The organism is Roseomonas aerilata DSM 19363 (genome assembly GCF_000711725.1).
In the GTDB taxonomy this organism is placed as follows: Bacteria; Pseudomonadota; Alphaproteobacteria; order Acetobacterales; family Acetobacteraceae; genus Roseomonas; species Roseomonas aerilata.
Window position 1 is genome coordinate 96,510 of sequence record NZ_JONP01000008.1, and the last position, 23,405, is coordinate 119,914.

Here is a 23,405-nt window from a genome sequence, read left to right on the forward strand (position 1 = left end):
GGCGCGCGTTACTTGCCCCTGGCCGACTCCAGCTGCCGCTCCGCCGCCTTGAACGCATCGCGGATCGCGGTTCGCAGATCAGGATGGGCGTAGCGATTTCCCGACTGATGCGGCTCCCGCGAGACGGCGAGGTCGCGGCCGCGAATCGAGAGGACGATATGCACCTCCGGGACGTTGCCCGTCTGATGCTGGTTGTGCAGCGCCTCCACCGAGACACGGCAGGCGACAAGCTCGGAGTGCCGCTTCTGCAGCTTCTCCGCGTGCTGCCGGATCTCGTCCTTGATCCCCTCGGAGGGCTCGATGTTGTGGAAGGCGATGTCGAGCGGGCGGTCCATGTCGGCCTCCTCAGTAGCGAAGCGTGGCGGCAGCGGGCACCGCGCGGGGAATGCGCGAGCGCGGCAGCGCGTAGGCGTAGCCGCCATGGCGCAGCGTGACGGCCGCCGCCTGGTTCAGCAGGTCCTCGTCAGGGCCGGATGGACGCCCATGCGCGACGATCCCCGTGGCCGGATCGAAGCCGCCCCAGAGATTCTCGTCGGCCGCAACCACGATCGAATCCACGCGCCCCTCCTCGGCGGCGGCAAGGATTTCCTCGAGGCGGATGGCGACGTTCGATGCGGCATCGCCGAGACGCGCGTTGATCTGGTCGAGCACCGTGTCGATCTCGCGCTCGAACACCGGCTGCATCAGTGTCAGCGCGCGCTGGTGCAGCTCGGACGGTGGGAAAGCGAAGGGGTTCATCGTCAGCCCCTCCTCCTGCAGACCGGGCAGCACGTTCAGCTTGCGGATCTGCCCCATGATCTTCGCGTCCGCGGCGAGGATCAGCGGCGCCGGGTCACTGCCGATCGCGTTCTGCAGCGCGCGGACGAGCCGCGGCTGGTCGTCCATCAGCGAGGACGTGGCGTCACCCAGCGCGGGATTTCCGACGCCCTGGTCCTTGTCGTCCGAGCCGTGCTCGTAGCCCTCGGGCGGATCGGCATCCGGCGTGCCGAGGTCGAGCGGCACCTCCTGCGCCCCGAAGGGCGTCACCGTGTAGAGCTTGCTCTTCGCGCCGGAGAGGGCAAGCAGCCAGAAGCGACGGTTGCGCACCATCAGCGGCAGCAGCGGCTTGACGTGGAAGTGGTGCCCGACGGTGGCGCTGGACGCGACCTCCTCCGGCAGCGGCACGACGCGAGGGGCGCCGTTCGCCATAAAGACTGCGAGCGCGGGATCGCGGTGCTGCGCGATGTCGAGGCCGCCGAGACCTTCACGCAGCGGGGTCAGGATCTCCTCGCGCTGGCGAGGGTCGAGGCCGCGCTGCTCCAGCTTGCGCTCGATCTCCCCGACGGCATCACGCAGCGTCGCCGACTGCATGCGGATGTCGCGCATCTCGGGTGTGAGCGGCACGTACATCGAGATGGCAAGGTCATGTCGATCGACCAGGCCGGCGAGGAGTGTGGGATCAAGCATTGAGATCACCTGCAGTGAGGAGCATCGAACGCGATATCGTCCATTCTGGTTGCCGAAACAGAGCGTGCGGCAGGCCTTTGATGCGGATCGCGTAGAGGTGAGCCCGTTATACGCCGCTCTCTTCACATAGGTTGGCGGCGTGCCCGAGCTGCATCGTGCATCAGGCGGCCGCGACCATCCGCGCCCGTGGGACCATCCCCCGAACGGGCGCCGGCGAAGCGGAACATCCATGTCCGATCCCTCCACCGCGATCTCCGTCACGCCGTCCGAACCGACGCCCGCTTCGAAAGGACGCGCGGTGACATCGTCATCCGGTCGTCCTGTTGTCGTCATCACCGGCGCCTCCAGCGGCATCGGGCGCGCCACCGCCCATGCCTTCGCGAGGCGAGGCGCCGCCGTGGTTCTCGCCGCGCGTCGTGCGGAGATGCTCGACGAGGCCGCGGGCGAGTGCAGCGAGCTCGGCGGCGTGCCGCTGGTGGTGCCGACGGACGTGACGAGCGAGGAGCAGGTCGAGGAACTTGGCCGCCGCACGCTCGAGCGCTTCGGCCGCATCGACCTCTGGTTCAACAATGCCGGCATCGCAGCCTTCGGCCGGCTCGAATCCATTCCGATGGACGTCTGGCGCCGTGTCATCGAGACGAACCTGTTCGGCTACGTCCACGGCGCGCGCGTGGCGATGCGGCAGTTCCGCCTCCAGGGCCACGGCACGCTCGTCCAGAACGGCTCCATCGTCGGTGAACTGGCCAAGCCGGACGGCACCCCCTACGCCGCCAGCAAGTTCGCGATCCGCGGCCTTTCGGAGGCGCTGCGGCAGGAGGTGCTGGATCAGCAGGACATCCACATCTGCACGGTGCTGCCCTCGGTGATCGACACGCCCTTCTTCCATCACGCCGCGAACTTCAGCGGCCGCAACGTGCGCGCCGCGCCGCCGGTCTACACGGCGGAGGAGGTGGCGGAGGCGGTCGTGGGGCTTTCCCAGCGCCCGGAGGCCGAGGTCGTGGTCGGCGGCTTCGGCAAGGTCGCGATCGCGCAGAAGCGCATGGCGCCGACCTTCACCACCTGGTTCACCGGCCGCAGCCTGCATCGCGGCTTTCTTTCGAGCGGCCAGAGCGACGACACGACCGGCGCGCTGTTCGAGCCCGTGCGCGACGGCCGCGGCGTCAGCGGTGGCTGGCGCAAAGATGTCGAGAGCGGCGGTGCGCCGCTCGCGGCCATGACGGCCGCCGCCGCGATTCCGCTCGACCTCGCGATGCTGCCCTTCCGGATGGCCGATCTCGGCCTCACCACCACCGCCCGCATCCTGGAGGCGATGAACCCACTTGGTAAGCCGGGGCCAAAGTCGAAGTAGCGGAATGGGAACGGTCCCTGCGCCGAAGCGCGTGGGGCACCCTCCTCAGTTGAGAAAGATCCTGACGAACATCAGGACGACGATAACCAGCGTGATCACGCGCAGCGGCCCATCCACGAAGGCCGCGACGCGGCGAAGGTCGATAGAGAAAGGCGCGGAGGGAAGGCGGGGAGGGGCGGCCGCGCCCGGCGAGGCACGAAGCGTTGTCGGCGCTCGCTTCATGACTCTCCCTCCGGAACGTCCAGGGCCACGCACCGTCCGCTCCGCGGCGATCAAGCGGCAACCGCCGGCGTGAGCAGGGCGCGCAGCGCGTCCGGGCCCTGGCGGTGGCAGAAGTCGCCGAAAGCCTCGCCCGGCTCGCGCTCGGACGCGAAGCGGGCCAGCAGCGGATCGAGCGTCGCGCCCACCGCCTCCGTGCGCAGCTTGTCCACCAGCGGAAAGGACAGCCGCGTTCCCTCGAAGTCGCCACCGACGAAAAGCGCGTATATGCCCGGCGAGCGCCCGACCACGCCGATCTCGCCGGCATAGGGCCGCGCGCAACCGTTCGGGCAACCGGTGAGGCGCAGCGAGATCCGCTCGTCCAGAAGGCCGTGCCGCGCGAGCGACGCCTGCACCTGCGCGACGATGGGCGCGTGCACGCGCTCGCCCTCGGCCAGCGCCTGCCCGCAAGTCGGCAGCGCCGTGCAGGAGAGCGACCAGCGCGCGAGCGGCGAGAGCTCCTCGGCGAGGACGATGCCGTGGCCTCGCAGCAAAACCTCCAGCGCGGTCCGGTCCTCCGGCCGCACGTTGGAGAGGATGAGGTCCTGCTGCGGGGTCGCGATTGGGTCGAGCCCGAAGCGCGCCACCGCCTCGCGCAACGCGGTGCGCAGCCGCATGCCCGGCCGGTCCGCGATGCGGCCGGAGGGAATGGGCACGCCGAGCCACAAGCGCCCGTCGCCCTGATCGTGCCAGCCGAGAAGCTCCGGCACCTCCAGCTTCGGCAGGGGCGGGGCAGGGGGCAATGCGCGGCCGAGATCCTCCGACAGCCGCTCGCGCACCCACTCCACGCCGCGCTCCGCCACGACGTATTTCAGCCGGGCGTGGCGCCGGTCCGATCGGTCGCCGTGATCGCGGAAGAGGCGCAGGACGGCGCGCGCCATCGCCTCGACCTCGTCCGGCCCGATCACCGTGACGGGGTCCGCCAGGCGCGGGTAGGTGGCGGGCTTGTTATGGGTCATGCCCATGCCGCCGCCGATGGTCACGATCCAGCCCGTCACCTCCCCGGCCTGGTCCGTCTGCGCGATGAAGCCGAGGTCGTTGGAGAGGATGTCCGGCGTGTTGTCCGCCGGATGCGCGAGGGAGGTCTTGAACTTGCGGGGCAGGTAGGTCGGGCCATAGAGCGGCTCCTCCTCCGCCTCACCGACCCTCTCGCCGCCGAGGAAGATCTCGTGGTGCGCGCGCGTGCGCGGCAGCAGGGCGGCGGAAAGGGCGAAGGCTTCCCGCTCCAGCCGCGCGTGCAGCGCGTCGCGCCGCGGTGCGGGGGAGGTTGTGATGTTGCGCGCCACGTCGCCGCAGGCGGCCATGGTCGTCAGCAGCGCCTCCTCGATGGAGGCGATGCAGTGCGTCAGCTTCCCGCGCCGGACGGTGTGGAACTGCAGGCCCTGGCGCGTGGTCAGGCGCATCGTGCCGTCCGAGTCCTCGTCCGCCAGCGCGTCGAGCGCCAGCCACTGGGCCGCGGTCAGCCGCCCGGCAGGCGCCCGCACGCGCACCATGAACTGCCAGTCCTTGTCCTGGCCGGACTGCTTGCGGGCGGTCGCCGTGTCGCGGTCGAACTGCTCGTAGGTCCCATGGAACTTAAGCAGCGTGTAGGCGGCCTCGCTCAGCCCGCCGGGCGCGTCTGCCTGGGCCAGTTCCTCGGCAATGGTGCCGCGCAGCCCGGCGCTGGCCGACTTGATCGCTTCAGCCCCGCTCGGCTTGGCTGCCATGTCGTGATCCCTCCACTCTCCTCCAGTAGAAGGCTGGATTTCACGATCCCGACAAGGGAACGGTATTCCAAATTGACGGCCGATTTTAGTTTATTCCGTCCATTTCACCGCGTTGGCTGCCCGGGTAAGCTGGGTGATGGACCATTTTCCGCTGTTTCTCTCGCTGCGCGGGCGTGTGGCGCTGGTGGTGGGTGAGGGCGAGGCGGCGGAGGTCAAGGCCGCGCTTCTCGCGCGCGCAGGGGCGGTGGTGCAGCGCCTGCCGACCTTCGACCCCGTGGCAGGAGCCACGCTGCCCGAGGGCTGCGCCATCGCGATCGGCGCCGGCGCACCCGATGACGACCTTCGGGCCCTCGCAGATGCCTGCATCGCGCGCGGGGTGCCCGTGAACATCGTTGACCGCCCCTCCCTCTGCTCCTTCGTGATGCCGGCCATCGTGGACCGGGCGCCGGTCACCATCGCAATCTCCACCGGGGGCGCCGCCCCCGTGCTCGCGCGCCTCGTGCGGGCGCGGATCGAGGCCGTGCTGCCACCGGCACTCGGGCGGCTCGCCGCGCTTGCCGGGCGCTTCAAGGAGGCCGTGCGCGCCGCCCTGCCCGACCTCGCCGCCCGCCGGCGCTTCCTGGATGCCGCGCTGACCGGCCCTGCCGCCGACCTGGCTGTTGCCGGGCGCGAAGCCGAGGCCGAGGCCGCCTTCACCGCCGCCCTGGGCGCCGCCGAGGCGCGGCCGGCCGGCGTGGTTCACCTCGTCGGTGCCGGTCCCGGTGCCGCCGACCTGCTGACGCTGCGCGCGCTCCGCCTGCTGGGAGAGGCGGACGTCATCGTCCACGACCGCCTGGTCGGAGAGGCGGTGCTGGACCTCGCGCGGCGTGACGCCGAGCGCATCTATGTCGGTAAGAGCCGCGCCAACCACTGCCTTCCCCAGGAAGGCATCAACGCCCTGCTGGTGCGCCTCGCCCGCGAGGGTAAGCGGGTCGTGCGCCTCAAGGGGGGCGATCCTTTCGTCTTCGGCCGCGGCGGAGAGGAACTACAGGCCTGTCGCGCCGCCGGCATCGCCTGCGAGGTGGTGCCAGGCGTCACCGCGGCGCTGGCCTGCGGCGCCTCGACCGGCATACCCCTGACCCATCGCGACCATGCCCGTGCCGTGACGCTTGCCACCGGCCACACGCGGGATGGACGCCTCGACCTCGATTTCGCGGCCTTGGCCCGCCCAGGGCAGACGCTGGCCATCTACATGGGTGTTTCCACCCTGCCCGCGCTCCGTGACGGGCTGCTGACGGCGGGTCTCGATCCCCGAACCCCCGCGGCGCTCATCGAGGCGGGCGGCACCCCCGACCAACGTCTCCTCCAGGGCAGCCTCGACGACCTCGTCGCCCAAGCGCCCGCGTGGCAGCGTGGCGGGCCCGTCATGACACTCATCGGCCACGTCACGGCGGAAGCTCGGACGGCGGCTGCCAGGGCTGCCTGATCGCAGTGGGTCCATGTTCTGACCGGCCGGTGCGGGTGAATCCGGGGAGAGAAAGAAGGAATTCTTCCTCTCCCCGGACCCCTCACCATCATCTTTTTCTTTGAGTTTAGGACGCCTTGCGGCCGGTGCGCCTCGGGTCACTGACCCGAGGCGACTGCAGACGCAGGAAAGGCGCCAGGAGAGAACCGGCTCTGATCATCGCATCCGCGACAGCCAGATGGGGATCCAAGGGCCTCAGGCCCTTGGCAGGTGAGGTCCGGAGAGGGCAGCGCCCTCTCCGGGAGCCGCGGAGCACCGCCCGAAGGCGCGCAGGCCCCACCTATCCAAACGTATTCAGCAGATCGTCCACCTGCTCAGGCGTGAGCTCCCGGGCGGGCAGGCCGCGGAGGAGAAGGGCAAGGCGGGCGGCCTCTTCGAGTTCCTCGGCGGCGTAGACGGCGTCGTCGAGCGTGCTGCCTGACACGACCGGCCCGTGGTTGGCGAGCAGCACGGCGCGCGCGCCTTTCGACGCCTCGTGGATGTCGCCCTCCATCGCCGCGTCGCCGGGGCGGTAGTAGCGGATCACCGGCAGGCGCCGCCCGATGCGCATGACGAAGTAGGGCGTCAGCGGCGGGATGGGCGCGTCCTCGCCGGGTGTCGCGAGGCAGCCGATGGCGGTCGCGTGGGTCGAGTGCAGGTGCACCACCGCGCCGGCCTCGGGCCGTGCCGTAAGCACGGCCCGGTGCATGAAGACCTCCTTGGAGGGTTTGTCGCCGGAGACGTGGCGCCACTCGGTGTCGAGCTTGCTGATGCGCGCCGCCTCCAGCCGCCCGAGGGAGGAGTTGGTGGGCGTCATCAGGTATCCGTCCGGCAGGCGAACGGAGATGTTGCCCGCGCTGCCCACCGAGTACCCGCGCCCGAAGAGCAGCCGGCCGTGGGCACAGATCGCCTCGCGCAGCGCCGTCTCGTCCATCGCCGTCATTCCCCCTGGAAGGCGTTGGTGAAGAAATCGGCTGCGCCGAAGTTGCCCGACTTCAGAGCGAGGTGCAGCCCGCCCGAAGCGCCCTCCGCATGCGTCCAGGGCACGCCCGGATCGATTTCAGGGCCTATCCGCAGGGTTCGCAGGCCGAGGCGGGAGACCACCGCACCCGAGGTCTCGCCCCCGGCGACGACGAGCTGCCCCACGCCGCGCGCGACCAGCCCCTCCGCGACCGTGGCCAACGCCTCCTCCACCAGCGCGCCGGCGTCGCCGCGGCCGAGTTGCGCCTGCAGGGCGGCCACCTTCTCGGGCGGGGCGGAGGCGGCGATGACGACCGGCACCTCGCCCAGCCGCGCCTCCGCCCAGTCCAGCGCCTGGCGGGCAAGGGCGGCGGCGTCCGGCGTCGCCAGCGGGTCCAGCTCCAGCACCGGGAGGGACGCGCGGGCCGCGGCGACCTGGCCGAGCGTCGCGCGCGAGCAGGAGCCGGCGAGCACCGCCTTGTGCCCCCTCCTCGTCGGCAGGGCCGCCGCATCGCGCGCGGGCAGCAGGCCCTGGCGGCGAAAGTTCTCCGGCAGGCCCATGGCCACGCCCGAGCCACCGGTGAGCATCGGGTGCTCCGCCGCCGCCTCGCCGATCGCCATCAGGTCGGCCTCGGTGACGGCATCGACGATGGCGTAGCGGTGACCTTCCGTGGCCAGGGCCGCCATGGCATCCCGGATCGCGCCTGCGCCGCGCTCCACCACGGGGAAGTTCACGAGGCCCACACGCCCCGCTGTCTGCCGCCCGAGCACGCGCACGAGGTTCGGGTCGCGCATGGGCGTGAGGGGATGGTCCTTCATCCCGCTCTCGCTCAGCAGCACGTCGCCCACAAAGAGATGGCCGCGATAGACGCTGCGGCCATTGGCGGGGAAGGCCGGGCAGGCAAGGGCGAAGCCGGCGCCCAGCCGCTCCAGCAGCGCGTCCGCCACGGGGCCGATATTGCCCTCATCCGTGCTGTCGAAGGTGGAGCAGTACTTGAAGAAGAACTGACGGCAGCCCGCGTCCCGCAGCGCATCCAACGCGGCCAAGCTGTCGCGCACGGCATCGGCCGGCGGGTTGGTCCGTGATTTCAGCGCGACCACCACGGCATCCGCCTCCGGCAGCGGACCCTCCGGCACGCCGATCACCTGAACCGCGGACATGCCGCCCCGCACGAGGGTGCTCGCGAGGTCGGTCGCTCCCGTGAAGTCGTCCGCCACGCAACCGAGCAGCGGCATCAGGCGAGCCCAACCATGGGTGCGAGTACCACGGCTTCCCGGCTCCGCGTTCCAGAGTGCGCCCTGTGATCCGCTCCTGACATGGATCGTTCTCCCGCTTCCTGATCTTCGTTTCCGCCGGCTGGGCGGCAGCCCGCTGGCGCTACCCCCCGCAAGCCAACTCTTCAAGCCGCCGACGGTCCGACGGAAGCGCCGCAGCCGATCCGCTGGGCGAGGATGGCACAGGAAGGGGCTGCTCAGGGGTGATTCGCGGTGCCGGGGACCAATGGCCGGCCCCACCTGTCGGAGAGTGAAGGCATCCCAGAATGCTGCGCTCAACCCGGGGCAGACAAGCAGTAGTGTTTTCTATGATAATAAACTACCACCTCCTGGCTGTGTCAGGACCTTGCCGACCGGGAGACCCCTATGTCCGAATGCATCCTGGCCGGCGCCTTCGGCCGCCTTCGCATCAGAGACCTGCATGAAGCCGCTGGGGATGACCTGCCGCGCCTGCCCTGGGTGCATCGGGTGCTGCTGGAGAACGTGCTGCGGCAGGAGGACGCAGCCGTGCGGGAGGCTGGCCGCACCGCCATCCTCTCCTGGCTCAGGACAGGCACGAGCGAAGCGGAGATCCCCTTCGCCCCCGCGCGCATCCTGATGCACGACACCACCTGCGGCCCCGCCCTGGTGGACATCGCCGGCATGCGCGACGCCCTGGCCGAGGCCGGCGGCGATCCCCTGCGCCTCAATCCCTCCGTCCCCGTCGCCACCTCGACCGACCACTCCCTCGCCGTGGACGTCTCGGCCACCCCCGGCGCGCTCGGCACCAACATGGCGCGCGAGATGGAGCGCAACGCCGAGCGCTACCGCTTCATGAAATGGGCCGCCAACACGGTGCGCGGCTTCCGCGTCTTCCCGCCCGGCACGGGCATCATGCACACGATCAACCTCGAGCGCCTGGCCTCCGTCGTGACCACGGAAACGCGGGACGGCGTGGCCTGGGCCGTGCCGGACACGCTGGTGGGCACGGACAGCCACACGCCGATGATCAACGGCATCGGCGTGCTCGGCTGGGGCGTGGGCGGCATCGAGGCGGAGGGCGTCATGTTCGGCGTGCCCGTCTCGCTGCGCGTGCCGGAGGTCTTCGGGGTGCGGCTGACCGGCGCCCTGCCGGACGGGACCTTCGCCACCGACGTGGCGCTCGCGGTCACCCAACTCCTCCGCAAGGCAGGGGTCTCCGGCGAGTTCGTGGAATTCTTCGGCCCCGGCGTCGGCAACCTCACGGCCGGGCAGCGCGCGGTCGTCTCCAACATGGCGCCCGAATACGGCGCCAGCACGGGCATGTTCCCGATCGACGCGCACACGCTGGACTACCTGCGCCAGACAGGGCGCCCCGAGGCGCAAGTCGCCCTCGTCGAGGCCTATGCCAGGGCGCAGGGGCTCTGGCACGACCCGGAGAACGCACCGCGCTACACGCGGGTGCTGGAGCTGGACCTGTCCTCGCTCAGCCCGTCCCTTGCCGGCCCGCGCCGCCCGCAGGACCGGCTGGCGACGGCCGAGGTGCCGGCCGCCCTCGCGGCGTCGGGGACGGTGCCGGACAGCGCGGCGGGTGCGGGCATCCCCTCCGACGCCGTGGCCATCGCCGCCATCACCTCCTGCACCAACACCTCGGACTTCCCGATGCTGGTGGCCGCCGGCCTCGTGGCGCGGCGGGCGCGGGCGCGCGGCCTCTCGGTGCCCGCCTGGGTGAAGACCTCGCTTACCCCCGGCTCGCCCTCCGCCGAGCGGCGCCTGCGCCGCGCCGGGCTGCTGGACGACCTGGAGGCGATGGGCTTCGGCGTTGCCGGATACGGCTGCGCCACATGCATCGGCAATTCCGGCCCTCTCCTGCCCGTCGTGCAGGAGGCGATGGAGCGCGACGGCCTGAAGCCGGTCGCCGTGCTCTCGGGCAACCGCAACTTCCCCGGCCGGGTGCATGCGCAACTTGAATCCGGGCTGCTCGCCTCGCCCCCGCTCGTCGTCGCCTATGCGGTTGCGGGCCGGGCGGGGATCGACATCGGGCGCGACGTGCTGGCCACCGATTCCGGCGGGCGGCCCGTCCACCTGAGCGATCTCTGGCCGCGCGCCGCAGAGATCGAGGCCCTCGCGCGGCAAGGGCTGGATCCCGCCGACATCGCCGCCGCGGGCGCCGAGGCCGACGCCTCCGCCGCCTGGGCCGCGCTGGACGCGCCGGCCACGCCGCGCTTCCCCTGGGATCCGGCCTCCACCTATCTCCGCCGGCCGCCCTTCGTGAACTTCGGGCCGGAGGAGGCGCCGGCCGGCACGCTCGCCGCCCACCCGCTGATGGTGCTCGGCGACGACATCACCACGGACCACATCTCCCCCGCCGGCGCCATCGCTCCCGGGAGCGACGCGGGCACCTGGCTGGTGGAGCGCGGCGAGGACCCGCGCGACCTCAACGTCTACGCCTCCCGGCGGGGCAACTGGGAGGTGATGCTGCGCGGCCTCTTCGTGAACCGCACGGTGGTGAACCACCTCCGCCCTGGCTTGAAGGCGGGCCTGACCGTCTTCGCCCCGACCGGCGAGGTCCTGCCCGTATGGCGCGCCGCCGCGCGCTATGCCGAGGCGGGGCTGCCCGTGGTCCTCGTGGCGGGGGAGCGCTACGGGACTGGCTCATCCCGCGACTGGGCGGCCAAGGGCGCGCAGCTTCTCGGCGCCCGCGCGGTGCTGGCGAACTCCTTCGAGCGCATCCACCGCTCCAACCTCGTCGGCATGGGCGTTCTGCCGCTTCGCTTGCCGGAAGGGTGGCGGCCGGAGACGCTGGGCATCGGTCCCGGCGACCTCCTTGAGATCGACTGGAATCCCGCCGCGCTCACGCCCCGCGCGGCGGTCGGCGTGACGCTGCGGCGCGCGGACGGAACCGCGCTGGCCGGCACCGCGACCGCCCTGCTCGACACGGCGCGGGAGGTCGCCCTCGTTCGGGCCGGCGGGATGATCCCGATGATCCTGCGTCGCGCCCTGGAAGCGAGCCGCGTGCCGGAAGCGACCCGCGCCTGAGGCCCGCGCGCTGCCATGCCCCGCCCGCCCGCCGCCATCCTGCACCGTGAGCTCGCCCGCGCCATCGTCGAGGGGTTGCGGACCTCGGCCGAGCCGGACGAGTTCCTGCGCGAGAGCGAGCTGGCGGCGCGCCTCGGCACCTCCCGCTCCCCCGTGCGCGGCGCCCTCCGGCTCCTGCTCGACGCAGGGGTCGTGACGCGGCTGGAAAACGGGCGCCTGACCTTGCGCGAACTTCCCCCGACCGGGGAGGATGCGCCCGAGGCCGGCGCGGCGGAGCGGATCTACTGGTGCCTGGCCGCGGACCGGCTGTCCGGAGCCCTGCCGGACGTCGTTGGAGAAGCGGAGCTGGCGCGGCGCTACGGCGCCGCCCGCGGCCCGGTGCACCGCGCGCTGCTGCAGGCCATGGGCGAGGGCTGGACGGAGCGGGCGCCCGCCGGCACCTGGCGCTTCCTCTCCCTCATCGACGGGCCGGAGAGCTACGACGAATCCTACCGCTTCCGACGTGCCATCGAGCCGGCGGCGCTGCTCGATCCCGGCTTCCACCTGCCCGCCCCCGTGTTCGCGCGGCTGCGGCGGGAGCAGCGGGACCTACTTGGGCGCGCCGCGACGGCGAGCCCGCGTGAGGTCTTCGAGCTGAACTCGGGCTTCCACCTCGCCCTTGTTCAGGCCTCCAACAACCGCTTCTTCGCGGATGCCGCGCTGCGGGTGACGCGGCTGCGGCGCGTGGTGGGCTACGTCATCGCCCTCGACCAGGGCCGCCTCGCCACGCAATCCGAGGAGCACCTTGCGATTCTCGACCGGCTGGAGGAGGGGGACCGCGAAGGGGCGGCGGTGCTGCTGCTCTGCCACCTCGACGCGGGCCGCGCCTCCAAGGCGCGGCTGCTGGCGGATGCGCGGCTGAAGCTGGAAGGGCTGACGGCCCTCGCGCCGGAGGGCAGGGGCGCCCTCGGCAGCCCCGGACGGGGCGTGTCAGGCGGGCCGACCGGCGACGGGGACGCCGTGAATCGATGATGGACAGCCGGGGCGGAGAAATGCCCAATGCGGCACATTCCGCCGCTGACGGCGATGGCCCACCGCCAGGATCGCACGGCCGCAACAAGGCCTGACGCATGAGGTATCGACCCCCCGCCGCCGGCCCGTGCCAAACGGCGGTGGCCTGATTATGGGGAGCTGGAGCGCCATCGCCGGTGGGGAGCGGCACGTGTTCGACGGCCTGCCCCATCTGCTCGCCGCCGCCTCGCCGCGCCGCTCCGGCGACGAACTGGCCGGCCTCGCCGCTGCCAGTGACGCGCAGCGCGTGGCCGCCCGCTTCGCCCTGGCGGACCTGCCCCTGCGCGCCTTCCTGAACGAGGCCGTGGTGCCCTACGAGGCCGACGAGGTCACGCGGCTCATCCTCGACACGCATGACGCCGCCGCCTTCGCCCCCATCGCCCACCTGACCGTCGGCGGGCTGCGCGACTGGCTGCTCTCGCACGAGGCGGATGCCGCGGCCCTCGCCGCGATCTCCCCCGGCCTGACGCCGGAGATGGCTGCGGCCGTCTCGAAGCTCATGCGGAACCAGGACCTGATCACGGTGGCCCGCAAGCGCCGAGTGGTCACCGCCTTCCGCTCCACCCTCGGGCAGGAGGGGCGGCTGGCGACGCGGTTGCAGCCCAACCACCCGACCGACGATCCGCGCGGCATCGCCGCCTCCACGCTCGACGGGCTGCTGAACGGCTCGGGCGACGCCGTCATCGGCGTGAATCCCGCGACGGACAGCGTGCCGAACGCAATGGCCCTGCTGAGGATGCTCGACGAGCTGCGCGCCCGCTACGACATCCCGACGCAGACCTGCGTGCTGACGCATGTGACCAACGCGATCGAGATCATGCGCCGCGGCGCGCCCGTGGACCTCGTCTTCCAGTCGGTCGCGGGCACGGAGGGTGCCAATCGCGGCTTCGGTGTCGATCTCGCCATCCTCCGCGAGGCGCGCGACGCGGCGCTGGCCCTGGGCCGCGCCGGCCCTTCGGGCGAGGTGATGTATTTCGAGACCGGCCAGGGAAGCGCCCTCTCGGCCGAGGCGCATCACGGTGTGGACCAGCAGACGCTGGAGGCCCGCGCCTACGCCGTCTGCCGCGCCTTCCGGCCGCTTCTGGTGAACACGGTGGTGGGCTTCATCGGCCCCGAATACCTCTACGACGGCAAGCAGATCATCCGCGCCGGGTTGGAGGACCATTTCTGCGGCAAGCTGCTCGGCCTGCCGATGGGCGTCGATGTCTGCTACACCAACCATGCCGAGGCTGACGGCGACGACATGGACGGGCTGATGACCCTTCTCGCTGTCGCGGGCGTGCACTTCCTCATCTGCGTGCCCGGCGCCGACGACATCATGCTCAACTACCAGAGCCTCTCCTTCCACGACGTTCTCGCGCTGCGCAGCATGCTCGGCCTGCGCCCGGCACCGGAATTCGAGGCCTGGCTGGCCCGCATGGGCATCGCCGGGCCAAACGGGGCCATCCACCCGCCGGAACTCGCCTCCTCCCGCCTCATGCAACTCGCGCAGGAGGCCGGCGCGCGTGGCTGACGCGCCCGTGCAGGACCCCTGGGCCCGGCTGCGCGCCGCCACCCGTGCCCGGATCGGCCTCGGCCTGACCGGCGACGCGCTCCCGCTGCGCGAGGTGCTGGACTTCCAGATGGCCCATGCCCTGGCGCGCGATGCCGTGCACACGCCGTTGGATGGGAAAGCGCTCGAAGCGGCGTTGCGCCCGCATCCCGTGCTGCATGCCCGCAGCATGGCGCCGGACCGCAGCACCTACCTGCGTCGTCCCGATCTCGGCCGGCGTCTGAGCCCGGAAAGCCTCGACCTGTCCGAGGGCGCCTCCTGCGACGTGGCCTTCGTGCTGGCGGACGGGCTCTCCGCCACGGCCGTGCAGCGCCACGCCGCGCCGGTGTTCCACGCCTGCCTCGAACGGCTGGCAGGCTGGAGGATCGCGCCCGCCGTCATCGCCACCCAGGCGCGCGTGGCGCTCGGTGACGAGATCGGGGCGCGGCTGGGCGCGCGCCTCGTCGCCGTGCTCATCGGCGAGCGCCCGGGGCTGAGCGTGCCCGACAGCCTGGGGATCTATCTCACCTACGAGCCCCGGACCGGGCGCCGCGATTCCGAGCGCAACTGCATCTCCAACATCCACGCCGCCGGCGGCCTCGCGCCGGAACTGGCGGCGGCGAAGCTCGCCTGGTTGATGCGGGAAGCACTGGCGCGCAAGCTTACCGGCACGGGGCTGAAGGACGACGTCGAGGCGGCGGGGCTCACCGTCCCAACGCCGAAGGTGCTGGAACCCTGATCATCCGGTCCCGCGCCTTGCCCGTGCGCTATCGCCCTGTCTGAACTACAGGACGACCTCCGCATGGGTCGGCCTTTCTGTTCGCGCGGCCGGACCATGCGCGGGCCTGCGTCAGGCTGCCGCGAAGCGGCGCGCCCCGTTGTTCCCTATCCTTGGAGGTGCCGCCGAAGCTTGCGAACGGCGCTCTCCGGCGTCGTCAGCACCGGGCGGCCGGTCCGCTCCGCCACGAGCCTTTGCGCGCTGGAGAGGGAGAACTGCGCCAGGGCGATGACGTCGCAGGGGGGCAAGGATGCGGCGGCCTCCGCCACGAGGCGGTCGTGCTCCGCCACGTCGCCGCGGTTCAGCGCGTCGAGCGCCCCCTCGGCCAGCCTGGGCTCGAGCGCGACGCCGGCCGGAAACTCGCGGGGCATCGAGGCCAGGGTGGGCGCGAAGCTGGCGAGGAGGCCGATTCGCGGACCGACGGCCACCGCTTCCTCGATCATCGCCTCGTTGGGCTTGAGGACGGGAATGGCGGGCAGCTCCGTTGCCACAGCCTCAATACAGGGGCCGAAGGCGGAGCAGGTGAAGAGGATCGCGTCGGCGCCGGTGCGGACGGCATAGTGCGACAAGTCCAGGAAACGCTGCGTCATGGTGGCGGTGATCGAACCGTCGCGCGCGAGGTCGGCCGACAGGCTGTCGTCGAGCAGGTTCATCAGCCGCGCCTCGGGCCAGAGCCGCGCAAAGGCGCGCTCCACCGGGGGCGGGGAATGACGCAGGGCGTGGATCAGGGCGATGCGCATGAGGGTGAGCCTTTACCCGATCCCCACACCGGCGACACGGCGTCCGGCGAACACCCGTCCGCTTTGCCCCCAAAAAGGAACCGCCGGTTCCCGACTACTCGGAAACCGGCGGCTTGATTGGTGGAGCCAATCGGAATCGAACCGACGACCTCTTGAATGCCATTCAAGCGCTCTCCCAACTGAGCTATGGCCCCCCACCCTTGGGGTGCCGCGATATAGCCGCCTCGCTCCGGGCAGGCAATCCCCTCCCGCGTTCTTTCTGGCCCCCTTTCTCGTCGCCGCCGGGGCGGATAGTTTCCCCTCGCGATGATCCCTGGAGGAAGCCACCCGATGAGCAGGAAACTCTATCCCGATGCGAAGGCGGCGCTCGCCGGCGTGCTGCGGGACGGGATGCTCATCCATTCGGGCGGCTTCGGCCTCTGCGGCATCCCGGGCCTGCTGATCGAGGCGATCCGCGACAGCGGCGTGAAGAACCTCACCTTCGTCTCGAACAACGCGGGCGTGGACGATGCCGGGCTTGGCCTGTTGCTCAAGACGCGGCAGATCCGGAAGATGATCGCCTCCTATGTCGGCGAGAACGCCGAGTTCGCCCGGCAGTACTTGGCCGGGGAGCTGGAGATCGAGTTCAACCCGCAGGGCACCCTGGCCGAGCGCATCCGCGCGGGCGGCGCCGGCATTCCCGCCTTCTTCACCCGCACCGGCGTCGGCACCGCGGTCGCCGAGGGCAAGCCCACCCAGGAGTTCGACGGCGTCACCTACGTCATGGAGCGCGGGATCATGGCGGACCTCGCCATCATCCATGCCTGGAAGGCCGACCCGGAGGGCAACCTCGTGTTCCGCAAGACGGCACGGAACTTCAACCCGATGATGGCGACCGCCGCCCGGGTGACGGTTGTGGAGGTGGAAGAGATGGTCGGGCAGGGCGAGCTGGACCCGGACCACATCCACACCCCCGGCATCTACGTGAAGCGCATGATCGTCGTGCCCAGCGGCACGGAGAAGTGGATCGAGCAGCGCACGACCCGCAAGCGCACCGCGCCCGCCACGCCGGCCGCCGCCGGCACCGACCCCCTTCCGACCCGCTGAGAGGAATCCGGCCATGGCCTGGACCCGCGACGAGATGGCCGCCCGCGCCGCGCGCGAGCTGGAGGACGGCTTCTACGTGAACCTCGGGATCGGCATCCCGACCCTGGTCGCGAACCACATCCCCGAGGGCGTCTCCGTCCAGCTGCAGAGCGAGAATGGCATGCTCGGCATGGGCCCCTTCCCCTATGAGGGCGAGGAGGACCCAGACCTTATCAACGCCGGCAAGCAGACCGTCACCGAGCTGCCGACCACGAGCTTCTTCTCCTCGGCGGACAGCTTCGCGATGATCCGCGGCGGGCATATCGACCTGTCCATCCTCGGCGCCCTGCAGGTGGCCGGGAACGGCGACCTCGCCAACTGGATGATCCCGGGCAAGATGGTGAAGGGCATGGGCGGCGCCATGGACCTGGTGGCCGGGGTGAAGCGCGTGGTGGTGCTGATGGAGCACACGGCGGGCGGCAAGCCGAAGCTGCTGCGCGCCTGCACCCTGCCGCTGACTGGCCAGGGCGTGGTCGACATGGTCGTGACGGAGCTCTGCGTCATGGCGATCGACAAGGCGGCCGGGCGGATGAGCCTCATCGAGCTGGCGCCCGGCGTCACCGAGGAAGAGGTGCGCGCCAAGACCGAGGCGGACTACGAGGTGGCCTTGCTGGCGGCCTGACCCGCGTTCGGGGCGCTCCGGTGCCCCGACCTGCACTGGGGCAATCCCAGCCGCGCCGCGCTCCCGCCGCCTCGGCCGTGAATGCCTCCTGCTGAAAATTCAGGCTGCCGCGCGTGCCTCAGCGCGGCGTTACGGTAGCCGCGGCGGCCGGATTGACGCCGAAAAGGCTGCTGCCAAGGCCGCGCGGCTCCTGTTCCCTCTGGCGGCCGTCGTCGATCTCGCGCCGCAGCTCCCGGATCTGACGGTCGCGGTCGGCCAGCTCGCGGGATAGCTCCTTCTCGCGCTCGCCGGCCGCGCGAACCACCGGACGCGCGGCCGGCGTTCCGCCGCGAGCCTGCCGGTGGAGAATGGGCCGTCGCGCGGCCAGGGCGGGGCGATGCGCGCGGCCGCTCCCCGGTGCCGCAAGCGGACGGCCGACGACCGGAAGCCCAACATCGACCGAGCCGCTCGGCATCAGGTCAGCCGGCGAAAGGTTCGGCACGACCCGCTCCGCGCGGGAGACGGCCTCGATCGGGGGTGGGTCCAGCCGCTCGAACTGGCGAAGGGTGAGGCCGAGCATATCGCCCCTCGGGCCGGCATCGCTGGGCCAGCTCTGCGCGCCGGCCGGGCGGCCCATTGCCACCAAGCACAAGCCGAGCAGCCCTGTCCCGAGAAGGCCACAGCGGGTGACGCGCAGTCTCTTGCCTGCCCGCGACTCCGACATGTCCCCTCTCCTCTGACCCGTTAGGCGGGCGATACGTCAAATCGGTCCCGGCCCGTAAGGTCTGGCAAGCGCTCAGGCGAGGTTTTGCCGGCGGCTTGCCGGCAGGACACAGCCTTAGCGAAGCGAGAGCCACACCAGAATAATGACGCCGAGGCCGATGCGATACCAGCCGAAAGGGGTGAAGCCGATCCGGGAGATAGAAGCCAGCACCGCCCGCACAACCACGAGGGCGACGACGAAGGCCACCGCGAAGCCCACGCCGATCTGCCCAAGGCTGGAAATGTCGAGGTCGTTCCGCGCCTTCCACAGGCTGAAGACCGTGGCGGCCAGCATGGTCGGGATGGCAAGAAGGAAGGAGAACTCGGCCGCCGCCCGCCGTTCCACCCCCAGCAGCAGCGCCGTGATGATGGTGGCACCGGAGCGGCTGGTGCCCGGGATCATCGCCAGCACCTGCCCGAAGCCGATGATCAGGGCGGCCATCGGCCCGATCTCCGGCACGGAGGCGATCGTGGGCGCGTGGCGCTTCCGCTCAATCAGGATGATGGCGACACCGCCGACCACCAGGGCGACCGCCACCACCCAGGGGTTGAACAGCAGCCGGTTGATCGGCCCATGCAGCAGCGCCCCGATGACCATGGCCGGCAGGAAGGCGAGGAGGATGTTCGTGGCGGAGTAGCGCTCCAGCGTCCCCGGCCGCCACATGCCGCCGGCGATGCGCCACAGGTCGTTCCAGTAAACCACCACCACGGCCAGGATCGCGCCGAGCTGGATGGCGATCTCGAAGACATTGCCGGGCGGGCCCTGGAAGCCGATCAGCTCCCGCAGAAGAATGAGATGGCCCGTGGAGGAGATGGGCAGGAACTCGGTGAGCCCCTCCACCGCGCCCATCAGCAGGGCGGACAGGAAACCGGCGATGTCCATGAAGTTCCGTCAGGGCAGGGGGATGGGTGAAACAGGAAAGGGCGGAGCCCCCGGCCCCACCCCATCCCCCTTAACCTCTCGGACCGCTCAGCGCACCGTCTGGGAGGCGGTGAAGGCGAAGTTGTCGAATGAATTCTCGCTCACCCGGTGCCAGGTGTAGACGTCGTCGCGGAAGCGGCGATGGCTTTCCAGGATCCTCTTGAAGCGCTCGTTCTTGCCGGCGAGCTCGTCCATCACCTCGTTGGTGGCGCGCCAGGCGGCCTCGAGGATCGGGCGGGACCAGAAGCGGAGCTGCGCGCCGCCCGCCACCAGCCGGCGCAGAGCCAGCGGGTTCGCGACGTCGTACTTGGCCACCATCTCGGCATCCGCCTCGGCGCAGGCGACGGCGATCGCGGCCTTGTAGTTGGCCGGCAGAGCGTCGTAGGCGCGCTGGTTGGCGATGAAGTGCAGCCGGGCGCCCGGCTCCCAGAAACCCGGGGCGTAGTAGTTCGGTGCCACGCGCGCGAAGCCGAGCTTCTCGTCGTCGTGCGGACCGACGAACTCGGCCGCGTCGATCGTGCCGCGCTCGAGCGAGGAGTAGATGTCCGAGGCCGGGACCACCGAGGCCGTCGCGCCCATCCGCTGGAACACCTGGCCGGCGAGGCCGGTGATGCGGAACTTCAGGCCCTTCACGTCATCGACGGTGCGGATCTCGCGCCTGAACCAGCCGCCCATCTGCGCGCCCGTGTCGCCGCAGGGGAAGGCGATCGCGTTGTACTCGCGCATCATCTCGTTCATCAGCTCCTGCCCGCCGCCGAAGCGGAGCCAGGCGGTGTTCTGGCGGGCGTTCAGCCCGAAGGGCACGGCCGTGAAGAAGGCGAGGGCCGGATCCTTGCCGATGTAATAGTAGGAAGCGGTGTGAGCGCACTCGATGCTGCCCGACTGCACGGCATCCAGGGCGGAAAGGGCCGGGGCGATCTCGCCGCCGGGGAAGGCGGTGATGCGGAACTTGCCCTCGGTCAGCTCGCCCACGCGCCGGCCCACGGTCTCGGCGGTGCTGAAGAGGATGTCGGTGTTGCGCGGGAAGGAGGAGGTGAGGCGCCAGCGCACCTCCGGGTTGGTCTGGGCGATCGCCGGGGCGGCGAGGGCGATCGGCACGGCGGCGGCCGGGGCGGCTGTCAGCAGCGCGCGGCGGTTCACGCGAGAGGTCATGCGGAGACGTTCCTTTCCCAGGACGGTTTGCTTGGGGACTGCTTACGGCAAGGCCGGGCGGCGCGGAAGCCGGGATCGGCGCCCCGCCCGCTTCCCCGCGCGCCTACTCGGCCGCCTCGGCCTGCTCATGCCGGTAGGGATGCGCCGGGTAGCAGCCGAGGACATGCACCTCCCGCGAGAAAAAGCGCAGCTCCTCCAGCGCCCGTCGCAGCGGCGCCTGGTCGGGGTGGCCGTCCACGTCGCAGAGGAACTGCACCGCGGTGAAGCGACCGTCGAGCATGTAGGATTCGAGCTTCGTCATGTTCACGCCGTTCGTCGCGAAGCCCCCGAGCGCCTTGTAGAGGGCCGCGGGCACGGAGCGGACCCGGAAGACGAAGGTGGTCACGCTGTCCGGCGCCGTGACCGGCGGAAGGATAGGGTCCCGCGACATGACGTAGAAGCGGGTCGTGTTGTGCGCCTCGTCCTCCACGTTCCGGCGGAGGATCTGCAGGCCGTAGATCTCGCCGGCCAACGACGAGGCGATGGCTGCGTCCTCCACCCCGCCGCGCTCGGCAATGAGATGGGCGGCGCCGGCCGTATCGGCCTCGATCACCGCCTCCCAGCGCCTGTCGCGAAGAAGGTTCAGCACCTGGCCGAGGGCGACCGGGTGGGAATGCGCCCGGCGGATGGTTTCCATGGTGGCGCCGGCCGGGGCGAGGACGCAATGCTCCACCCGCTCGTAGTGCTCGCCGACGACGTGCAGGCCGGAGTCCGGCAGCAGCCGGTGGATATCGGGCACCCGGCCGGCGAGGGAGTTCTCGCAGGGAAGCATGGCCAGTTCCGCCCGGTGCTCCCGCACCGCAGCCATCGCCGCCTCGAAGGAGGGGCAGGGAAGGGTGGTCCAGCCGGGATAGGCCGCCCGGCAGGCAAGGTCGGAATAGGCGCCGGGCAGGCCCTGGAAGGCGATGGTCTTGGCCGAGGTCTGGGTCACGAGGGGGCTGTTCCCTGGCTTTTATTTCTGGTCGGACCGCTGCGCTGCCAGGCCGGGATGCAGGACGGCGCGGGCGCGGGCGAGGTCAGCGGGGGTGTCCACGCCGAAGGGGGCATGGTCCACGCGGGCGACGGCGATACGCATGCCCGCCTCCAGCGCACGGAGTTGCTCGAGCTTCTCCCGGTTCTCGAGCGGGCTGGCGGGCAGGGCGACGAAGCGAGCAAGGGCGGTCCGGCGGAAGGCGTAGAGGCCGATGTGGTGCCAGAGCGGCCCCTCCCCCGAGGGAATGCAGCCGCGGGAGAAGTAGAGTGCCGCCGCCACGGTCTGCCCGGCCGCGAAGGCGCAGGCGCATTTCACCACGCTCGGCGCCGCCGCCTCCTCCGCGTTGACGATGGGGGCGACGAGGGTGGCAATGTCCACCCCGGGCTCCTTCAGGGGGGTGAGCACCGCCTGGAGCAGGGCGGGCGGGATCGCCGGCAGGTCGCCCTGGAGGTTCACCACCACGTCATGGGTGCCGCCAGGGTCCAGCAGAGCCAGGGCGCGCTCGATCCGATCGGTGCCCGAAGGCAGGTCCTCCGCCACCATCACAGCGGTGCCGCCGGCCGCCCGGACGGCCGCTTCGATCTCCGGCGCGTCGCAGGCGACCGCCACGGGCCCGATCCCGGCGGCGCGCGCCGCCTCCAGCACGTGCACGATCATCGGGCGGCCGTGGATGTCGGCCATGGGCTTGCCCGGGAGGCGGGTGGAGGCCATGCGGGCCGGGATCAGGATAATCGGCTTCAAGGCTGGCCCTTCGCGACGGCGACCCCATCTCCCCGGTCCGACCGGGACACCCCGCTGGACGGCCACGGGTTGTCGCGGGGACCTGGGAACATTATGGTTCGCCGGCTTCTAGCCGTGACGGCAAGGCCGCGCAAACGCGCGGACGGCCAGGCGTTAGATGCGGCACAGCACGGGACTTGGCAGCGCGTATGAGCCTCGAGACGAACAAGGCGTTTGCGGCGGTGCTCACCGCCGGCATCAGCTTCATGGTGGCCGGCCTGGTCGGCGGCATCGTGGTGCACCCGCAGCGGCTGGAGAAGCCTGCCATCGCCACCGGCGAGGTCGTCGAGGCCGCCGCCCCGGCGGCTGCCCCCGCGCTCGAGCCGATCGCGCCTCTCCTCGCCAGCGCCAGCGTCGAGGACGGCCGCGCCTTGGCAGGTCGCGTCTGCGCCGCCTGCCACAGCTTCAACGAGGGTGGCCGCAACGCCGTGGGCCCGAACCTCTACGGCGTGGTCGGCGGACCCCACGCGCACCGCGAGGACTTCAACTACTCCGCGGGCATGAAGGGCCTGCACGACAAGACCTGGGACTACGAGGCGCTGAACGCCTTCCTCAACAAGCCCGCCGCGGCCGTGCCCGGCACCCGCATGGCCTTCGCCGGCTTGAACCAGACGAAGCAGCGGGCTGACGTGATCGCTTACCTGCGCTCGCTTTCCGCGAACCCGGTTCCGCTGCCCTGAGGGCGCCGGGCTGATGGACGGGATGGTCGCCGCGGCCGAGGCCGCGGCGGACCTGGCGGGGGCGGTCATCCGCCCCCTTTTTCGTTCCCCCCTCCTCGTGGAGGCGAAGGGCGACGCGAGCCCGGTGACCGAGGCGGACCGCGCCGCCGAGCGCGCGATCCGCGACTACCTCTCCCACCACCACCCAGACCATGGCGTGATCGGGGAGGAGTACGGCCCTGACCGCCCGGACGCCGAATGGGTCTGGGTGCTGGATCCGATCGACGGCACGCGCGCCTTCATCACCGGCCGGCCGCTCTTCGGCACGCTGGTCGGCCTGTTCCACCGCGGTCGGCCCGTTCTCGGCCTCATCGACCAGCCCGCAACCGGGGAGCGCTGGATCGGGGTCCAGGGGCGCCGCACCACCTTCCGCGGCCCGCTGGGCGGGGAGGTCGGCTGCCGCCCCTGTCCAGAGATCGGGGCCGCCGAGCTGTCCTGCACCAGCCCCGACATCTTCCCGCCCGGCAAGGACGCAGGCTTCCAGGCGCTCCGCCGCGCCGCCCGCCGCACGACCTGGGGCGGGGACTGCTACGCCTATGGCCTCATGGCCCTGGGCCTTGTCGATATCGTCGTCGAGGACACGATGAAGCCTTGGGACTGGGGGGCGCTCGTCCCGGTGCTGGAGGGGGCGGGAGGGCGCGTGACCGACCATGCCGGCCGCCCGCTGACGCTCGATTCATCAGGCGACGTGCTGGCCGTGGGCGACCCGGCCCTGCTGCCCGCCTGCGTCGCGTTACTTTCCGCCTGAGGGCGGGCTGTT

Annotated in this window: 22 protein-coding genes and 1 tRNA gene; 10 read left to right on the forward strand and 13 right to left on the reverse strand. The window is 71.2% G+C overall.

Annotation, left to right across the window (positions count from 1 at the left end; genetic code table 11):
• Positions 1-8: 8 nt before the first annotated feature.
• Positions 9-335: an HPF/RaiA family ribosome-associated protein gene (locus tag BO39_RS11285; protein WP_043833107.1), complete on the reverse strand. Its 327-nt coding sequence runs from the start codon at positions 333-335 to the stop codon at positions 9-11.
• A gap of 10 nt (positions 336-345) precedes the next feature.
• A complete protein-coding gene (locus BO39_RS11290; RefSeq protein WP_043833110.1) occupies positions 346-1,446 on the reverse strand; it encodes a baeRF3 domain-containing protein in 1,101 nt (366 codons plus the stop codon).
• A 229-nt stretch (positions 1,447-1,675) separates the two neighbouring features.
• Between BO39_RS11290 and BO39_RS11295 the strand changes: the two genes are divergently transcribed.
• Positions 1,676-2,794, forward strand: coding sequence for an SDR family oxidoreductase (locus tag BO39_RS11295; protein ID WP_084698042.1), 1,119 nt, complete (start codon positions 1,676-1,678; stop codon positions 2,792-2,794).
• Between the two features lie 45 nt (positions 2,795-2,839).
• Here BO39_RS11295 and BO39_RS32555 read toward each other — a convergent pair whose 3' ends face one another.
• Both BO39_RS32555 and BO39_RS11300 read right to left on the reverse strand, forming a co-directional pair.
• Positions 2,840-3,016 carry a hypothetical protein gene (locus BO39_RS32555; RefSeq protein ID WP_156963651.1) on the reverse strand — a complete coding sequence of 59 codons (177 nt, stop codon included), beginning with the start codon at positions 3,014-3,016 and terminating at the stop codon, positions 2,840-2,842.
• Between the two features lie 50 nt (positions 3,017-3,066).
• On the reverse strand, positions 3,067-4,758 hold the full coding sequence (locus BO39_RS11300) for an NADPH-dependent assimilatory sulfite reductase hemoprotein subunit (RefSeq protein WP_043833113.1): 1,692 nt from the start codon (positions 4,756-4,758) through the stop codon (positions 3,067-3,069).
• Between the two features lie 136 nt (positions 4,759-4,894).
• Between BO39_RS11300 and cysG the strand changes: the two genes are divergently transcribed.
• A complete protein-coding gene (gene cysG, locus BO39_RS11305) occupies positions 4,895-6,223 on the forward strand; it encodes a siroheme synthase CysG (RefSeq protein WP_052401958.1) in 1,329 nt (442 codons plus the stop codon).
• A 319-nt stretch (positions 6,224-6,542) separates the two neighbouring features.
• Here cysG and otnC read toward each other — a convergent pair whose 3' ends face one another.
• The gene (gene otnC, locus BO39_RS11310; protein ID WP_043833114.1) at positions 6,543-7,175 is read right to left on the reverse strand and encodes a 3-oxo-tetronate 4-phosphate decarboxylase; all 633 of its coding nucleotides are present in this window, start codon (positions 7,173-7,175) and stop codon (positions 6,543-6,545) included.
• A 5-nt stretch (positions 7,176-7,180) separates the two neighbouring features.
• A complete protein-coding gene (gene otnK, locus BO39_RS11315; RefSeq protein WP_043833116.1) occupies positions 7,181-8,437 on the reverse strand; it encodes a 3-oxo-tetronate kinase in 1,257 nt (418 codons plus the stop codon).
• Positions 8,438-8,842: 405 nt separating this feature from the next.
• Between otnK and acnA the strand changes: the two genes are divergently transcribed.
• The 4 genes from acnA (at position 8,843) to eutC (ending at position 14,793) form a co-directional block, all read left to right on the forward strand.
• A complete protein-coding gene (gene acnA, locus BO39_RS11320) occupies positions 8,843-11,473 on the forward strand; it encodes an aconitate hydratase AcnA (RefSeq protein ID WP_043833117.1) in 2,631 nt (876 codons plus the stop codon).
• 15 nt (positions 11,474-11,488) lie between these two features.
• Positions 11,489-12,484 carry a GntR family transcriptional regulator gene (locus tag BO39_RS11325; protein ID WP_052401959.1) on the forward strand — a complete coding sequence of 332 codons (996 nt, stop codon included), beginning with the start codon at positions 11,489-11,491 and terminating at the stop codon, positions 12,482-12,484.
• Positions 12,485-12,635: 151 nt separating this feature from the next.
• Entirely contained in the window at positions 12,636-14,036 is a 1,401-nt protein-coding gene (locus BO39_RS11330; protein WP_043833119.1) for an ethanolamine ammonia-lyase subunit EutB, read from the forward strand.
• Positions 14,029-14,793, forward strand: coding sequence for an ethanolamine ammonia-lyase subunit EutC (gene eutC / locus BO39_RS11335; RefSeq protein ID WP_043833121.1), 765 nt, complete (start codon positions 14,029-14,031; stop codon positions 14,791-14,793). Before BO39_RS11330 ends, eutC begins: the two co-directional genes overlap by 8 nt.
• 146 nt (positions 14,794-14,939) lie before the next feature.
• Here the strand turns inward: eutC and BO39_RS11340 are convergent, their stop codons facing one another.
• Positions 14,940-15,572 (reverse strand): aspartate/glutamate racemase family protein, encoded by a 633-nt coding sequence (locus BO39_RS11340; RefSeq protein WP_043833123.1) that lies wholly within the window; start codon positions 15,570-15,572, stop codon positions 14,940-14,942.
• A 118-nt stretch (positions 15,573-15,690) separates the two neighbouring features.
• A tRNA-Ala gene (locus BO39_RS11345) sits at positions 15,691-15,766 on the reverse strand.
• 136 nt (positions 15,767-15,902) lie between these two features.
• Here BO39_RS11345 and BO39_RS11350 point away from each other — a divergent pair.
• Positions 15,903-16,658, forward strand: a complete 756-nt coding sequence (locus BO39_RS11350; protein WP_043833125.1) for a CoA transferase subunit A — start codon at positions 15,903-15,905, stop codon at positions 16,656-16,658.
• A gap of 13 nt (positions 16,659-16,671) precedes the next feature.
• Entirely contained in the window at positions 16,672-17,319 is a 648-nt protein-coding gene (locus BO39_RS11355; protein WP_043833128.1) for a CoA transferase subunit B, read from the forward strand.
• 118 nt (positions 17,320-17,437) lie between these two features.
• On the opposite strand, the gene BO39_RS32560 is transcribed toward BO39_RS11355, so the two are convergent.
• The 5 genes from BO39_RS32560 to BO39_RS11380 all read right to left on the reverse strand — a co-directional run bounded on the left by BO39_RS32560 (position 17,438) and on the right by BO39_RS11380 (position 21,887).
• Complete coding sequence (locus tag BO39_RS32560; protein ID WP_043833130.1) at positions 17,438-18,022, reverse strand: hypothetical protein; 585 nt, start codon at positions 18,020-18,022, stop codon at positions 17,438-17,440.
• 114 nt (positions 18,023-18,136) lie between these two features.
• A complete protein-coding gene (locus BO39_RS11365; RefSeq protein WP_043833132.1) occupies positions 18,137-18,943 on the reverse strand; it encodes an undecaprenyl-diphosphate phosphatase in 807 nt (268 codons plus the stop codon).
• A gap of 87 nt (positions 18,944-19,030) precedes the next feature.
• Positions 19,031-20,134, reverse strand: a complete 1,104-nt coding sequence (locus tag BO39_RS11370; RefSeq protein WP_156963652.1) for a TRAP transporter substrate-binding protein — start codon at positions 20,132-20,134, stop codon at positions 19,031-19,033.
• 103 nt (positions 20,135-20,237) lie between these two features.
• The gene (locus tag BO39_RS11375; protein WP_211257433.1) at positions 20,238-21,104 is read right to left on the reverse strand and encodes a prephenate dehydratase; all 867 of its coding nucleotides are present in this window, start codon (positions 21,102-21,104) and stop codon (positions 20,238-20,240) included.
• Between the two features lie 21 nt (positions 21,105-21,125).
• On the reverse strand, positions 21,126-21,887 hold the full coding sequence (locus BO39_RS11380) for a 3-deoxy-manno-octulosonate cytidylyltransferase (RefSeq protein ID WP_043833134.1): 762 nt from the start codon (positions 21,885-21,887) through the stop codon (positions 21,126-21,128).
• A gap of 188 nt (positions 21,888-22,075) precedes the next feature.
• Between BO39_RS11380 and BO39_RS11385 the strand changes: the two genes are divergently transcribed.
• Both BO39_RS11385 and BO39_RS11390 read left to right on the forward strand, forming a co-directional pair.
• On the forward strand, positions 22,076-22,606 hold the full coding sequence (locus tag BO39_RS11385) for a c-type cytochrome (RefSeq protein ID WP_043833136.1): 531 nt from the start codon (positions 22,076-22,078) through the stop codon (positions 22,604-22,606).
• A 13-nt stretch (positions 22,607-22,619) separates the two neighbouring features.
• A complete protein-coding gene (locus BO39_RS11390; RefSeq protein WP_043833138.1) occupies positions 22,620-23,393 on the forward strand; it encodes an inositol monophosphatase family protein in 774 nt (257 codons plus the stop codon).
• Positions 23,394-23,405 lie beyond the last annotated feature (12 nt).